Source organism: Blautia sp. Marseille-P2398 (assembly GCF_964240315.1).
Classification (GTDB): Bacteria; Bacillota; Clostridia; order Lachnospirales; family Lachnospiraceae; genus Blautia_A; species Blautia_A wexlerae.
Genome location: NZ_CAXSTD010000001.1, coordinates 533,004 through 549,371 on the forward strand (window position 1 = coordinate 533,004; position 16,368 = coordinate 549,371).

The 16,368-nt window shown below is 42.1% G+C and carries 12 protein-coding genes; 2 read left to right on the forward strand and 10 right to left on the reverse strand.

The window, feature by feature from the left end; translation table 11 throughout:
* Positions 1-125: 125 nt before the first annotated feature.
* The 9 genes from ACESZG_RS02535 to ACESZG_RS02575 all read right to left on the reverse strand — a co-directional run bounded on the left by ACESZG_RS02535 (position 126) and on the right by ACESZG_RS02575 (position 12,203).
* Positions 126-953, reverse strand: coding sequence for an HAD family phosphatase (locus ACESZG_RS02535; protein ID WP_243259876.1), 828 nt, complete (start codon positions 951-953; stop codon positions 126-128).
* A gap of 93 nt (positions 954-1,046) precedes the next feature.
* Positions 1,047-2,327, reverse strand: a complete 1,281-nt coding sequence (locus tag ACESZG_RS02540; RefSeq protein WP_022380910.1) for an adenylosuccinate synthase — start codon at positions 2,325-2,327, stop codon at positions 1,047-1,049.
* Positions 2,328-2,471: 144 nt separating this feature from the next.
* On the reverse strand, positions 2,472-3,905 hold the full coding sequence (gene purB / locus ACESZG_RS02545) for an adenylosuccinate lyase (RefSeq protein ID WP_020994086.1): 1,434 nt from the start codon (positions 3,903-3,905) through the stop codon (positions 2,472-2,474).
* 128 nt (positions 3,906-4,033) lie between these two features.
* A complete protein-coding gene (locus tag ACESZG_RS02550; RefSeq protein ID WP_008704195.1) occupies positions 4,034-4,720 on the reverse strand; it encodes an amino acid ABC transporter ATP-binding protein in 687 nt (228 codons plus the stop codon).
* Positions 4,721-4,786: 66 nt separating this feature from the next.
* Positions 4,787-5,437, reverse strand: a complete 651-nt coding sequence (locus ACESZG_RS02555) for an amino acid ABC transporter permease (protein WP_020994087.1) — start codon at positions 5,435-5,437, stop codon at positions 4,787-4,789.
* A 135-nt stretch (positions 5,438-5,572) separates the two neighbouring features.
* On the reverse strand, positions 5,573-6,469 hold the full coding sequence (locus tag ACESZG_RS02560) for an amino acid ABC transporter substrate-binding protein (protein WP_022380908.1): 897 nt from the start codon (positions 6,467-6,469) through the stop codon (positions 5,573-5,575).
* A 107-nt stretch (positions 6,470-6,576) separates the two neighbouring features.
* A complete protein-coding gene (locus tag ACESZG_RS02565; protein ID WP_062807882.1) occupies positions 6,577-7,371 on the reverse strand; it encodes a hypothetical protein in 795 nt (264 codons plus the stop codon).
* A gap of 13 nt (positions 7,372-7,384) precedes the next feature.
* Positions 7,385-8,632, reverse strand: a complete 1,248-nt coding sequence (locus tag ACESZG_RS02570) for a DUF5716 family protein (protein ID WP_118611051.1) — start codon at positions 8,630-8,632, stop codon at positions 7,385-7,387.
* Positions 8,616-12,203, reverse strand: coding sequence for a DUF5717 family protein (locus ACESZG_RS02575; protein WP_226852873.1), 3,588 nt, complete (start codon positions 12,201-12,203; stop codon positions 8,616-8,618). The genes ACESZG_RS02570 and ACESZG_RS02575 overlap by 17 nt, the downstream gene beginning before the upstream one ends.
* A gap of 399 nt (positions 12,204-12,602) precedes the next feature.
* Between ACESZG_RS02575 and ACESZG_RS02580 the strand changes: the two genes are divergently transcribed.
* The gene (locus ACESZG_RS02580; RefSeq protein WP_025579600.1) at positions 12,603-13,409 is read left to right on the forward strand and encodes a transglutaminase domain-containing protein; all 807 of its coding nucleotides are present in this window, start codon (positions 12,603-12,605) and stop codon (positions 13,407-13,409) included.
* Positions 13,410-13,673: 264 nt separating this feature from the next.
* Positions 13,674-15,035 carry an MATE family efflux transporter gene (locus tag ACESZG_RS02585; protein WP_373217480.1) on the forward strand — a complete coding sequence of 454 codons (1,362 nt, stop codon included), beginning with the start codon at positions 13,674-13,676 and terminating at the stop codon, positions 15,033-15,035.
* A gap of 110 nt (positions 15,036-15,145) precedes the next feature.
* Here the strand turns inward: ACESZG_RS02585 and ACESZG_RS02590 are convergent, their stop codons facing one another.
* On the reverse strand, positions 15,146-16,195 hold the full coding sequence (locus ACESZG_RS02590; protein WP_008704203.1) for a nitronate monooxygenase family protein: 1,050 nt from the start codon (positions 16,193-16,195) through the stop codon (positions 15,146-15,148).
* Positions 16,196-16,368: the final 173 nt, after the last annotated feature.

Genomic DNA, 16,368 nt, shown 5'->3' on the forward strand with positions numbered 1-16,368 from the left:
CGCCTGCGTTTTTATACCAGCACACTCGAATCCGCATCCTACGCGATTGGTATAGTTATTTACGAAACGCTGTACTAGAATGAATTTTGGCTATGTTACTGAGAACAGAGTGAACAGTAACAATTTTAATTGACGCCCAGTTTCTCCAGTTCTGCTGCTGCCTGTTTAAAAGATTTAAACTGAATTGCATGGATTCCCTGTTTTCTGGCTGCCTCACAGTTCTCCGCTCTGTCATCCAGAAATACGGATTTCTCCGGGTCAAGATGGTAGCGTCCGAGCAGGGTTTTGTAAATTTCCGGTTCCGGTTTGATCTGCTTCACCTGACAGGAGAACACTGCTCCGTCTACATATTTAAGAAACGTAAGTTTATCCTCCGTTCTCTCCAGTGTGTCAGTTGCATAATTGGAAAGAATATAAACATGATATCCTTTATCTTTCAGATATCTCACCCAGGTTTCCGCATAATCTGTTTTCTCAATTGTCTCGTCAGAACGGCGCATTACCTCCCGGATATCCTTTTCGTACTCCGGTGCAGCTTTTACCATCTGATCTACATAATATTGCTCAGTCTCGCTGCTTCTGTCTCTCTCATTCCAGGTATTGCTCTGAAATACCACTTCCGCAATTTTATCACGCTCTTCCTTCGGAAAACCAAAACTGTCCAGATAGGTCTCCCAGTCATATTTTACAAGAACCTGTCCAACGTCAAAAATAATATTCTCCATATCCGAACCCACCACCTTTTTATTCCTGTTCAGTAATTTATAAACCATCCATATTGCATAAGCCATGATGGGAACCATGATCGCCACTGCAAGCGAGGCTTTAAAATAGACCTGCGAATCTTCTCCATTCCCGAATGCAAAAATCATCGGCATACAACATGCAAGAAGCAGGATTATGATTGCGATCCATGCCCCGATTTTTTTTATCTTATTATTATCTTTTTTCATAAGCCTCCAGTTATATAAAAGACACGCCGGAGAAATTCCCCGGCGTATAGTCTTATTTACCGTCTGCCGATCAGACAGGTAAATTTATCCTTATTATTTATTTCTGTAGATGATATCGTCACGTCCCGGGCCATTGGAGATCATAGTAATCGGGAATCCGATATGTTTCTCAACGAACTCAACATACTTTCTGCAGTTCTCCGGCAGATCTTCATATTTTTTGATTCCGCGGATGTCGCATTTCCATCCCGGCAGAGTCTCCAGAACCGGTTTTGCTTTCTCAAGCAGTGTAGTTGTCGGAAATTCTGTTGTTACTTTTCCATCAATCTCATATCCTGTGCAGACCGGAATTTCATCCAGATATCCAAGAACATCAAGAACTGTGAAAGCAACATCTGTAGCTCCCTGAAGACGGCATCCGTATTTGGAAGCAACACAGTCAAACCATCCCATACGTCTTGGACGGCCTGTAGTAGCACCAAATTCACCGCCGTCACCGCCACGTCTTCTCAGTTCATCTGCTTCATCGCCAAAGATTTCAGAAACAAATGCACCTGCTCCTACTGCACTGGAGTATGCCTTGCATACAGTAACAATCTGTTTGATCTCATATGGTGGAAGACCTGCTCCTACTGCACCATATCCTGCCAGGGTAGAGGAAGATGTAACCATCGGATAAATTCCATGATCCGGGTCTTTCAGAGAACCAAGCTGTCCCTCAAGAAGAACTTCTTTACCTTCTTTTAATGCGTTCCACAGATACAGGGATACGTCACATACATATGGTTCAACCATTTTCTTATATTCCATAAGTTCAGCAAATAATTCATCCACATTAAGAAGCGGTTTGTGATATAAATGTTCAAGAAGAACATTCTTTGTCGCACATACACTTGCAAGTTTTTCTTTCAGATGTTCTTCATCAAAAAGTTCACTTACCTGGAAACCAATCTTTGCATATTTGTCTGAGTAGAACGGAGCAATACCTGACTTGGTAGATCCGAAAGATTTGCCGCCCAGACGTTCTTCCTCATACTGGTCAAAAAGAATATGGTATGGCATAACCATCTGTGCTCTCTCGGAGATAAGGATCTTCGGAGCCGGAACACCTCTGCTTACCACTTCATTGTACTCTTTGAAAAATACCGGGATATTCAGTGCAACACCGTTGCCGATCACACTTGTAGTATGATCATAAAACACACCTGACGGCAGAGTATGAAGGGCAAATTTACCATAGTTATTTACGATTGTATGACCTGCATTTGCACCACCCTGAAATCTTACGATAATATCAGCCTTCTCAGCGAGCATATCGGTAATCTTACCTTTACCTTCATCTCCCCAGTTAGCACCAACAACTGCTTTTACCATTATATAATTCCTCCTGTATTTACCGCTTACTGTTTACCCGACCTTGCAGAATGACCTGCCGGATATCATCAGGAAACAGCAACGCTTATTATCTTTATATCAGATTCTGTAATATTCCAAACCATTATGTTAAGTATTTACTGATCAGACATTGATCTCAGCTTTCACTCCCAGAAGTTCCTTATGGGAATCGAGGATCGGCTGAACTACTGTATTTACAAATCTCTCTGTCTGCTCTTTGGCACGTCCGATATATTTCTTCGGATCCATGGATCTCTGCAGATCTTCCAGAGAAAGGTTGAATGCAGGATCTGCTGCGATCAGTTCCAGCAGATTATTATCTTTGCCTTCTACCTTGACAGTCTTTCCGGCTTCCATGGAAAGCTCACGGATACGCTCATGAAGTTCCTGACGGTCACCGCCTGCTTTTACAGCATCCATCATGATATTCTCTGTAGCCATGAACGGAAGCTCTGCCATCATATGTTTCTCGATAACCTTCGGATAAACAACCAATCCATCTACAACATTAAGACAGAGGTCAAGGATTCCGTCAATAGCAAGGAAACCTTCCGGAATACTCAGACGCTTATTTGCAGAGTCATCCAGAGTTCTCTCAAACCACTGAGTTGCAGATGTGATCGCCGGGTTAAGGGCATCTACCATTACATATCTGGAAAGGGAAGCAATACGCTCACTTCTCATAGGATTTCTCTTATACGCCATTGCGGAGGAGCCGATCTGAGATTTCTCAAATGGTTCTTCTACTTCCTTCAGATGCTGAAGAAGGCGGATATCATTGGACATCTTGTGTGCACTTGCTGCAATTCCTGCAAGAATATTGGCAACACGTGTATCTACCTTACGGGAATAGGTCTGTCCGGATACCGGATAGCATTCCTTAAATCCCATCTTCTCTGCGATCATCGGATCAATCTTGTCGATAGTCTCCTGATCTCCGTCAAACAGTTCCAGAAAGCTTGCCTGTGTTCCGGTTGTACCTTTGGATCCCAGAAGCTTCATTGTTCCCAGAACATACTCCAGATCCTCCAGATCAAGCAGGAATTCCTGTGTCCAGAGTGTTGCACGCTTACCTACTGTAGTAGGCTGTGCAGGCTGAAAATGTGTAAATGCCAGAGTAGGCTGATCTTTATATTTATCTGCGAAAGCAGAAAGCTCGGCAATAACATTGACCAGTTTCTTCTTCACAAGCTTTAATGCTTCTGTCATTACAATAATGTCTGTATTATCACCTACATAACAGGAGGTTGCTCCCAGATGGATGATCCCTTTTGCTTTCGGGCACTGTACGCCATACGCATATACGTGAGACATAACATCATGACGCACCTGACGTTCACGTTCCTTTGCAACGTCATAATTGATATCCTCTGCATGTGCCTTCAGTTCATCAATCTGCTCCTGTGTAATGTTAAGGCCAAGCTCTTTCTCTGTCTCAGCAAGTGCGATCCAGAGTCTTCTCCATGTGCGGAATTTCATATCCGGGGAAAAAATATACTGCATTTCTTTGCTGGCATAACGTTCTGATAAAGGACTTACATATCTGTCTGTACTCATCTTCACTCTCCTGTTTTTTATAGGATATTATTTTTAATCCTTTTATTTCACTTCTGTACGTACGTTTTTCTCAACCACGTACGTTGAAATTATATAACATCATTCCTCTAAAAGCAACCACAAAAACCTTATCCCTGATGGAATTTACCAAGAAATTCTTTCATTCTCGCATGTTCTGATTCAAATACCTCTTTTGGACTCCCCTCAACTGCGATCAGTCCCTTATCCATAAAAATAATATGATCAGAGATATCTCTTGCAAATGTCATCTCATGAGTGACGATCACCATAGTGATGTGTTCTGCTGCCAGATCTTTGATTACCTTAAGAATTTCACTCGTAAGCTCCGGATCAAGGGCAGAAGTAGGCTCATCAAAAAACAGGATCTTCGGATTCATACATAATGCTCTGGCAATAGAGACACGCTGCTGTTGGCCGCCGGAAAGCTGAAACGGATATGCATTCTCTCTGTCTGCAAGCCCCATCTGCTTTAACAGAGTTCTTGCCTGTGCATAAACCTCTTCTTTCTTTCTCTTCTGCACTCTGATCGGAGCATCTGTGATATTTTTCAGTACGGAAAAATGGGGGAAAAGATTAAAGTTCTGAAATACCAGTCCCACATCCCCCTGCTTGATGATCTCACCGCTGTCCGGTGTCTCAAGACCGGTGGCACAGCGGAGAAGTGTGGATTTACCGGAACCGGAAGGTCCGATAATACTAAGAACCTCACCCTCCTCTACCTGAAGTGAAATGTCTTTTAATACTTCAAGGCTGCCGAAGCTCTTCTTTATGTTTTTCATTTCAAATAATACCATAGCAAATATTCCTCTTAAATTAAATGATGTCAGAGTCAAAAAATATTTTATAACCCCAGCCGCCTGTCAGCGATAATAATTCAGTTTTTTCTCAATCTTATCCATTACAATCGCAACAAGAAGATTGAACACAAAATAGAAAACAGCAGCGATCACAAAAGGCATCATAGTCGTCTGTGCACTTGCAATCTGTTTTGCAATTGTAAACATCTCCGAAACAGCAACAACAAATGCCAGTGACGTATCCTTTACCAGTGTGATAACCTCATTTGTCACAGATGGAAGGATTCTCTTGATCACCTGCGGCAGGATGATCCTGAAAAATGTCTGGGCTTTGCTGTATCCCAGGATCTTTGCAGCCTCATACTGTCCCGCTGAAATAGATTCGATTCCTCCTCTGTAAATCTCCGCAAAATATGCAGCATAGTTAATACTGAATGCAATAAACACAGCGATCAGGCTGTATCCCATGGAAATACGGATTCCAAAAATAAAGTATGGTCCGAAATACACAACCATCAATTGCAGCATTAACGGGGTTCCACGCATAACTGATATGTAGGCAGACACAATTCCACGTATCGCCGGATTCTTGGACATTCTGCCAAAGCAGATCAGAAGTCCCAGCGGAAGTGAAAAAAGTAATGTCACTACAAAAATCTCTACAGAAACTACCATACCACTGGCAAGCTGCTGCAGCATTACACTTAAAGACATAAGCTTTCCTCCTGAAAAATTTCTCCTGTACAGTAAGAAAAGAGGGTGCACAAAATGTACCCTCCATTCCTTTATAATGCGGACAGCCTGCACAGATCTGTCCTCTTGTATCATAACTGTTTTTGTTCCGGCTGACTATTCAGCATCTTTCGCTGTATCAGCTGTATCTTCTTTTGCTGTGTCTGCATCGGAAGCATCATCCTCTGCTGCATCATCTTTTTTATCATCAGATTTCTCATCATCTCCAATGCAGAGCATATCTGCTACTTCATACTTCTCAGCAAGTTTATCAACTTCACCTGCATCATAAAGTTTCAGAACTTCTTCCCATACAGTATCTTTCAGCTCATCGTTACCCTTCTTAAAGCCGATTCCATACTCTTCGCTCTGGATTGGCTCGTCGAGGATCACATATTTGCCTTCTTCTCTCTGGGAAAGCTGATATTTGGCAACACCGATATCTACTGCGATGGCATCTGCAGCGCCGGAATCCAGATTCATGAATGCTGTATTGTAATCAGGATTCTCTGTCAGTGATGCAAAGCTTGCTGTAAGATCCTTATTATCATCGCTGTTTAATGCATCCAGTGCTGCGGAAGCGGCCTGAACTACTACATTCTTGCCTGCCAGGTCATCCAGCTTCTCAATCCCTGAATCGGCTGCAACAACCATCACCTGCTCATTGTTCAGATATGGATCTGACCATGTATAGTCATCCTCACGTCCGTTAATGGTAAATCCGTTCCAGATACAGTCGATAGAACCGGAATTCAGTTCCATATCCTTGGAATCCCAGTTGATCGGTTTCTTCACAAGCTCCCATCCGAGATTGTCGCATACTTCCTGTGCAAGGTCAAGGTCAAAACCAACATACTCTCCATTATCGTCTTTATATCCGAAAGGAGGATACTGTGCATCAAATCCTACAGTTAATGTCTTACTGTCAGCATCTGCATATACAGAAACAACACCCGTCATCATAGAAGCTGCCATAACTCCTGCCATGAGTACTGCTAAAGATCTCTTTTTCATGATAAATATCTCCTCTTTATCTGTTTTGTTATTTATCACACAGCCACTCTACCATGTGAAAGTATGTGTTAATCCTATCACACACCTCCGCCTCTGTCAAGAGTAAGTTATGAACCTGTACTTCTGTGATAATCTTTCATAAGTCTCTCCAGAAGGGCATCCAGATTTTTTTCATCTGTTTTCTCTTCCGGTACAGACTCGAAAGCTTTCAGAGACTGCCTGATTTCTTCTTTTATATCTTTCTTCAGTTCTTCATCTACTTCAAGTTCTTCCATAACCTTATCATAATCTGTCTTATCATGAACACTGCTGTATGCTATGATATAAGCTTTTAAGGCATCTTTTGAATGTGCTTCTCTGTATGCTTCCAGAAAACATTCCTGTGCTTTTTCCATCTGAAAAAGATAACTGTATGCACAGCCAAGATTATAGCGCACTGAAGCTGCGAATCCTTTTCTCTGCTCAGACAGATCCTCTCTTTCCAGGAGTTTCTGGTATACCCGGATGGCGTTCACATACATTCCGTTTTCTGTCAGTGCATCTCCCTTTCTCTTCTGACGGACTGCCGCTTTTTCTTTTCCATAAGTCACAATCCTGCTGTTAAAGCCTTTCATCTCCTCATAGGTAAGGTAATTGATCTCCTTGAAAACAGGATAGATCATCTCTTCCACACTTACATTTCTCTCCAGATTCTGTTTCAGCTTTGCAGCCAGATGCACAAGTTCAAGCTCATCTCTGAGCCAGTTGCATAATTCTTCATTAAAAACAGTATGATCAGCAAGGTAAAGATTGTGGTACAGATAATAACAGAGTTCTTCTATAGAATAAATATTCATACTGATATTCTCTATAAAATAAGGACGCTGTGCTTTTTTTGTCTGACATAAAATATATCCGCTCATTGCTCCATCTCCTTTACCATTCTACTGTCTCTGTCCAGGTTTTCCCACTGGAAGGGAACATTTCTCCGAATCCCAGATCTGTAACCGTCACTTTACATTCTGCAGATGAGACATACTGTAATTCCAGCCGTAATCTGGTAGTCTTGTCCGGACGCAACGGAATACCGGGCAGCATCATTCCTACCCTTCTTTTCTCCGGTCTGTGGTACGTGCTTACAATAAACACAAGCTCCTCTGTATCATCAAGAATAAATTCACAGGATGCCTTACTGTCATACCAGTTATTTCCTGCCTCGATCAGCGGATAATAGGTAGGAGAACCCATCACTCTCATTTCCATCCCCACATCAGCCATAACCAGAGAATCGCTTAAAAAGCGATATCCCTTTAATGCCTTGTTCTCTGTTTTCTCTTTTCCTGCAGCGCAGGCACCCTTTGCAAAAAGATTATTTCCATAGAAAACCTTTCTTTTCTGATAACAGAGTAACCTTACAGACTGCTCTGCCCAGTCCTGTGAAAATCCATCTCCTGTGATCTGAATGCTGGAAAACAGATCTCTGCCAAGTGTTTTCTGGACAAACTTACTGAATTCCGAATCTCTCTCCTGTCCCTCAGCAGGAAGTTCTGTCTCCACAGCTTCTTCCAGTTTTACAGTGACAGGCTTTGTTGCACCGTTCATTGTCATCTTGCGAAAAGACACGTTCTCCGGTGTAAAGGCATACCATCCCACACTACGGTTCCAGGTTTCTCTTTTCTGTGAGAGCACATAATAATAGAAGCTTTCCCCATAATCCAGCAGCATATATTTCTCATGTGGAAATCCAATTATCTCAAATGCTTTCTGGAAATTCTCAACCTGAATTTCCGTCAGCCCGGGCAGTGTCACCGCCACACATTTAGTATTTTTGACCAGTTCTGCCACTCCCAGAAATTTAAGCATTCCCTGCAGAAACTGAGCCAGGATCTCCCATGGTGCAAGTTCCTGTCCTTCCACCAGCACAGAATCACTTTTTTCACAGATTCCATAGACATCATCGATCATGACTCCGCCCTTTTCCCGGACAAAGTAATCTGCTTCCAGTCCTACGCAATAGTCTTTCTGCTCCGGTCTCCAGCACAGAATACAGGGAGCCTCATACTGATTTCCACCCGCTTTCATAGAAAGAGAACGTGCCTCGTCTCCTTTTCTGTCATAATAACATATCTGAGAATACTCTTTGCCAAAATCAATTCCCACGATCAAATCACGAATTTCGTTCATTTGTTCCTCCCGGTTTCAGGACAATCTGTTCCTGCTCTTCTTTCTCGATCACAAACATCTTCTTCACATACTGTTCCTGGCGAAGATACTTCTTCACCTGTGAAAACACTTCTTTCTTTTTATCCAGTCTGCGTGCAGAGAGCATCTGATTGATCATATGATATTTGCTTACAGGTGTACCCTCAATCTTATTCATTGTAAGTACCCTCTCCTGTGTCCGATTTACCCGCTCTCCTGTTACTGATTCAAAATAATACCGCAATGTCTCCCCGTAGAACAATGTAAATGATTTTGCAAAAATACCTTCATATAAATCACGCAGAGGCTCTGTCTGATATTTCACCTGATTTCCGAGGCCTGCATCCAGTGCATAATAGAGTGTCACCTTTGCAGACGGATCTGCATGGTATTCCACAAAGGTTTTATCATCCAACTGATAAGGACTTAAGACAGATACCGGAAGTTTCCCGAAGAACGCAAAGTACATTCCCTGTTTCACACATTTCTGAAGAATCTCCTCTGCATTGCAAAGCTGTTTTTTCTCCAGTTTTTTTTCTTTGGAATACGCTTCCAGAAGAGCAAGACTGCATACAAAATCAACCGGCCATTTCTCATCATAAGCCCGCTCCAGCAGACTTCTTACAAAAACACTCATCGGATATTCTTTTACAAATGCACCATATGCAGTCTGCGTAAGATATGCTCCTGTAATACGTTCCTTTCCGCTGTGATGAACATAATCCTCCAGGATCTTCTCTCCCTCTTTCCTGTAATCAGAAGTAAACATCAGAAGGCCAAGAAGCTTCTCTTCCAGTTCATAAGTATCCATCTCAAAGCCCTGCGCACTTTTCCATACAGATATCAGTTCATCTACAGGACCAAATCTGTATTCCATAAGATACTTCAGGATCACTTCATCATATTTTCCGCGTCTGTATACATCCGATGCAAGGGCAAGCAATTCGTCATCCTCCTCCATCTCACATCTTGTCAGCATTCTGCTGGTCAGCTTCAGCTGGCTCTCTATGCGGATTCCTTCATATCCGAATTGGGAAACAATGGACATTGCCTGCTGATACATTCCTCTGGAGATCAGTACTTCCAGAAGAGCTGTTCTGTCTACAGCCGCATATTTCTTATAATCCATCTGTCTCAGATAATTATCTGCTTCTTCTGCTCTGGTGTGTTCGGAATAATAAGAAAGCAGCTTCTCTCTGATACATTTCTGATATTCATCTGAAAATTCCTCTGACTCCGGGATCCTCTGGAATGCCTCAAGATTCTCCGGTTTCAGTTCTGTATGCTCACTGCAGTGAAGTACCAGTCCCGGCTCTTCAATATGAAAACCAAGAACCTTATCTGTCAGTTCACGCTCATCGAATAATTTCTTGATATTATAATCTACTGTTGATACATATCTTCTCTGCTTCCCATCCTGAAACAGGATCACCGCATCATCTGTATAAATTCTTGGATAAGCTACGCCCTGGATACATGGGTAAATTTCTTCTTCCCTGAGCTGTTCATGGCGCACGATCACATAGCGTATCTTCTTATCATCACAGTACAGTCTGTGTGTAAACAGCTTCTGTGCGAGCAGTTTTGCCTGTCCTTCTGTTTTGGGATTGCTTAAAAATTCCTGATAAAGGACCGCATAATTCTCATTCATCCGTCCTTCTTTCGCCTTGCGCATAGCAAAAATCTTCATATGATCCCTGTAATCCGCATATGTCTGTGGCTGACGGCCTCTGTTTCCCACAATACTTGCATAAATAAATGCCTTTTTATCATCTGCAAGAGAAGTATTATTATAGGTAAAATACATCAGAAGGGGCTTTGGAAGTTCTCTCTGATAAGATGTATCCATTGTTTCCACATAATATTCATATATCCTTGTCAGACGGATCCCTTTCTCCACTGCCAGGGAAAACCATCTGAAATATTCCGGTTTTCTCGGATTTCCAAGCATGATATATCTGCAGATTGCTTCCAGCGTATCATCGGATTCAAAAGCATCGTATCCCATTGCCAGTGCTCTGTACATACTGGTACAAAATTCTCTCTCATACCCTGTAAGATAGGCAAATCTCATCACCAGCTCTTCTGTCAGAAGACCTTTCTCTCCCGCAAATAAAAATACCTGTGTCCAGAAACTGCTCATTCTGTGAAGAAGTGTTGTATCACTGCTGATATAATTCCATGCTTCCAGATACAGAAACGGACTCCTGCAGCCTTTCTCAAAAAGTTCCTCCATCATAAATACCAGCCTTGAAGGGGAACCCTTATCCTCCGGATTCATCTCCAGCCAGAGTTTGAACAACAGGAAACTGTCTTCCTTCTGCAGAAAGAAATTGTACAGACGTCTTATCGCCTGTTCTCTGTCTTTGTGCAATCCTGTAAGAACGCAGAGATAAAGGTAAGCACCTGCCAGTTCCAGATTCTCTCTGACAAAGTTCTGATGTTTAAATTTCTTCAGGATTTCTCTTGCCTGCTCATCCTTTTCTTCCATATGAAGAATGTATGCTTCATACATCTGATATTCCGGATAATCACAGCCTTCTTCCCTTAATTGATTAAGGACAAATCTGCTGCTGCCGATCCATGTCTTACTGTCCATTCTTTTGCAGGAGTATTCTGCAAGGTCACGTAACAGTTCCAGCTTATGCCGTTTCACATGAATCTCTGTTTTGAGCTGCACTTTCGATTCCATGGATGCAGTGATCTGATAAGTCAGCTGCTGATAAGGACTCTTCACAGTGATCTCACCAAACTGACGTCCTTTTTTCAGCTTTTCTTTACGGATTACATATTCCACCTGATAATAGCTTCCTATAAAATCCTCATCTGTGACCACATGCCTGGAAACTTCCAGAAAATCGCCTTTCGCCTCTACCTCCAGCCTGAGATGTCCCCATCCGCTCCTCTGGACTGCAAAAGTTTCGCGGACAGATTCACTGATATCATAAAAGCTATTCTGATCTGCCTTCAGTTCAATTTTTACAGGATCCTTTTTTCCCGTTCCGATCAGAAACTCTTCTACATGCTGAAATGTCACAGGCTGTTTTGAGAGTCCCTTATAAAGAGCTTTCTCTTTCTGTCCGGCATTTCTTAACAGAAGTTCAAATCTGCGGTCTGTAAAAACACGATATGCTTCTTTAAAATCGTCCTTTGCAATATTCACAAAGGTATCCATATCCGGCACATCTCCGGCTGCACTTTTCAGTTCTGCTTTCTCTGTCTGAATAAGAAATGGCAGCTTATATTCTCCAATGTCTGTGGTAAAACAAAGCCATCCCTCATGTCTCTCACCCGGGTGCATCCCCGCACCGTCAATTCCATACTGCAGTCTCACCGTAGTTCCCGAAAATTTCTCGGTTCCCGGTACCACGCGCCTGTTGGAAGATGTAATATATCCACGTATTTTCTGGTTATCCTCTGTTCCGAAATACAGTTCCCCTTTGTACACATCACCTGCTTTCAGAGTCACTTCTATTTTGTCCTGCGAAAAAAGGAGCTGCGGATGTTCATGTCTGAAATTTCCACTTAATAGTTCTTCTATCGTCTTTTTCAAAATTGTTCACCTTATATCCTTGCTTAAATTACAGAGCTACTGTTCACAAGCCTATTGCATTTAATTATACACCACAAAACACATCCGCGCAACAATCCGCTCTTCAGCTTTTTCGTTACTGTTTACTCCGTTCACAGTAACGTAGCCAAAATTCATTCCAGATTGCCTGCGGCAATGGAATTTTGGCTTGTATGTCTCGGGATTTTGGCATATTCATGCCAAAACACCTCGCGGGATAGTGGCGTGTGAACAGTAACGCTTTTTCTCCTTAATTTAATATTGCGCACAGTTAAATTGTCTTATATAATAAAATATATCTTATGATTAGAGCAGATAATTTCTTCATTGTACATTATTTATCAGAAATAAGTATCTGCTCATAAAGAACGGAGGTGCTCTATGAAAAAATTAAAAGTATTTTCTATCTCAGCAATTCTTATTGCTATCTGTTGCTCTTTTTTATTTTCAGCTTCAGTATCCGCAGCATCAAAAAAACGTAACAAATTTGACCACAAACCCAGCGGAAACATTTATTACTATGATGAAAACGGACATACTGTAAAGGGACTTGTCACAATCCGCGGAAAGAAATATTATTTTAATGAAAAGGGAATCCAGCAAAACGGCTGGCAGAAGATCAAGGGAGATTATTATTTCTTCCAAATCCGCAACGGCTGTTATGCCTCCATGGTAACTTCCCGGCGTGTAAATGGTATTTATCTTACCAAAAGTGGAGAAGCACGCTATAACAGTGAAGAAAAAAGAAAACTGAACCTTATGGTCACAGCTAACCAGGTCATGCGGCGTGTGACCAAAAGAAATATGTCCAAACCAGAGAAATTATGGAGATGTTATCTGAAGGCAGTCAGCTACGGATACGGTGGCACCGGCAATGACTACGATTTCCGTTACTATTACTCAAACTGGGATGTCAGCTATGCGGAGGATATGTTCTACCGGGGGCATGGCGACTGTTTCGCTTTTGCATCTGCATTTGCTTACCTGGCTAACGCAGTCGGATTTGAAGCCAAGGTTATCTCATCAGGCGGTCATGGATGGGCTGAGATCAAAGGAGAAGTCTGCGATCCGAACTGGGCAAAAGGCACAGGACATATCGAAAGATATTACCGTATGAGTTATGACCTCAGCGGTGTAGACGGACGTCCCTATTATAGAGGAAACAGGGCGTATGTAATTACAATCTGATCTCATCCGGACATTTTCTGACATATCAGGCAGATAAAACTATACGCTTCGCTACCTGATTTATAGTAATCCTCTAAAATAACGCATCTTAATCCAAAAAGTTCCGGGTATCTGTATCTGCCAGATGTCCCGGAACTGTTACTGTTCACTCCGTTCTCAGTAACGTTGCCCAAATTCTCTATCCTGAGTTGACTTTCCTTTCTTTATATCGTATCATTAAATATTATTCATTCAAAAACATTTTTAAGAAAGGGGTTATCATCCATGCAGGATAACAAAAATTTTCTGGGCACAGAACCTGTTGGAAAGCTTCTTTTAAAGCTATCCATTCCAACAGTGATCGCCCAGCTCATCAACATGCTTTATAACATTGTAGACCGTATTTACATCGGCCACATCCCGGGGGAAGGCAGCCTGGCACTTACAGGTGTGGGAGTCTGTATGCCCATCATCATGATCGTCTCCGCATTTGCGGCACTGGTCAGTTCCGGCGGCGCACCAAGGGCTTCTATTTACATGGGAAAACAGGATAATAAATCTGCTGAGAATATATTAGGCAACTGTTTTATTCTTCAGATTATTATCTCTGTTATCCTCACTGCCATTTTACTGATCTGGGGCAGAAATTTATTACTGGCTTTTGGCGCCAGTGAAAACACCATCAGTTATGCAACAGATTATATGCATATTTACGCTTTCGGTACCTTGTTCGTACAATTAACCCTTGGTATGAATGCATTCATCACTGCACAGGGATTTACCACATTTTCCATGGTTTCCGTCCTGATCGGTGCTGTCTGCAATATTGTTTTAGACCCTGTATTTATCTTTGTTTTTCATATGGGAGTACGCGGTGCTGCACTGGCAACTGTTATCTCACAGGCGATTTCCACACTCTGGGTAGTTTCATTCCTCTGCGGCAAAAAGACACTGCTTCACCTCAGGAAAAAGCATCTCCACCTGGAGGCAAAGGTCGTTCTTCCCTGTATCGCGCTGGGACTTGCTGCTTTTATCATGCAGTCAAGCGAAAGTATTGTAACTGTCTGCTTCAATTCATCCCTGCTTCGGTACGGCGGTGATATTGCAGTAGGAGCCATGACCATCCTGACCAGTGTTATGCAGTTTGCCATGCTTCCTCTTCAGGGAATTGCGCAGGGAGCACAGCCAATTTCCAGTTATAATTACGGTGCAAAAAATGCAGACAGAGTAAAGAAAACATTCCGTTTGCTTCTGATCACCTGTCTGTCATATTCTGTACTTCTCTGGGCTGCTGTACAGCTTGTTCCCAGAGTATTTGTAAGTATTTTTACTGCTGATACAGATCTTATTGGATTTACTGCACCAATGCTGAAGATCTATCTGGGTGGTCTGTTCCTCTTCGGTATCCAGATTGCCTGTCAGATGACCTTTACCTCCCTTGGAAAGGCAGTAAACTCTATTATTGTTGCTGTTGTCCGCAAGTTTGTACTGCTGATCCCGCTGATCTATATTATGCCTCATATGATATCTGATTCAACAACAGGCGTATATATGGCAGAACCCATTGCAGATATTACTGCTGTGATCTTTACCTCTGTTTTATTTACATTTCAGTTTAAAAAGGCACTGGCAGAAATTCAGAATTAAATACTGTACAAATCCATAATAAGGGGTGAACATTACAAAACGTTCACCCCTTAAATTATGCATTTCTATAGTCAAACGGATATTCACAATCCGCTTCGCTACTTGATTGATTAAAACAAGTCATTAATTACTTCCTGTACTGTCTGCAAACGCTCTGCTTTCCATGCTTTTGCACCACAGAAGAGAAGTCCCTCATCTACATTCCCTTTTACTGCATTGATCAGTCCGTCAGTAATACAGTAAGGTATTTCTTTGGGGCTGCATTTTACAAGACATCCATGACAGGAACTGTGTGGAATCTGTTCGCCGTTCATGACACGGGTCATGAATTTGTTCATAATGGCACGACCTGGCATTCCAACAGGGCTTTTTACAATGGCAATGTCGGATTCTTTTGCTTTTAAATGAGCTTCTTTATAGCGGATGTCTGCGTCACATTCTTCCGTTGTAATAAAACGGGTAGCTACCTGAATGCCGTCAGCACCCAGATTATCCACTTTTTGGACATCTTCTCTGTTATAGATACCACCTGCTACGATCACTGGAATTTCTGTCCCATATTTCTCTGCGTAACTTTTTACTGTTGTGATGATTTTCTTTATTTCTTCACTGTAGGATTCTTCAGTATATTTCTCCAGCTCTTCTTTATGAAAGCCAAGGTGTCCGCCTGCCTGAGGACCTTCGATCACTACCAGATCTGCAGTTCTTTTGTATTTTCTGTCCCAGTATTTCAGGATTACTTTTGCAGATTTTTCTGTAGATACGATAGGGGCAATCTTTGTCAGACTTCCTTTTACCAGTTCCGGAAGCTCTGTGGGAAGCCCCGCACCGGAGATAATGATGTCTGCACCGGCTTTTACTGCAGCCTTTACGTGAGATGCATATTCTTTCAGTGCAACCATAATATTGTATCCTATAATTCCATCTCCTGAAATCTCACGGGCCTTTTTCATTTCACCGGCAATGGCGCGTTCGTTGGCTGCTGCCGGATTTCTGTCGAAATCTTCTTCCCTGTAGCCGATCTGTGCAGTGGAAATAATACCAACTCCTCCTGCTTTCGCAACAGAACCTGCAAGTCTGCCAAGACTGATCCCAACTCCCATTCCCCCCTGGATCAATGGAACTCTTGTGATTTTATCTCCTATTTTGAAATTCTTCATTGTGATTCTTCTCCTGTTATTTTGTTTGTGTTTTAAATATTTTGATATTCAAAGTATATCATAATATTTGTTCTTGTCAAGAGAAACCAGTTTATATAGTTTTTAATACTATATAAGTCCACAGATTTTGACAAAAAATCCGCTGATACGATCAACTTGTGTAATCATATCGG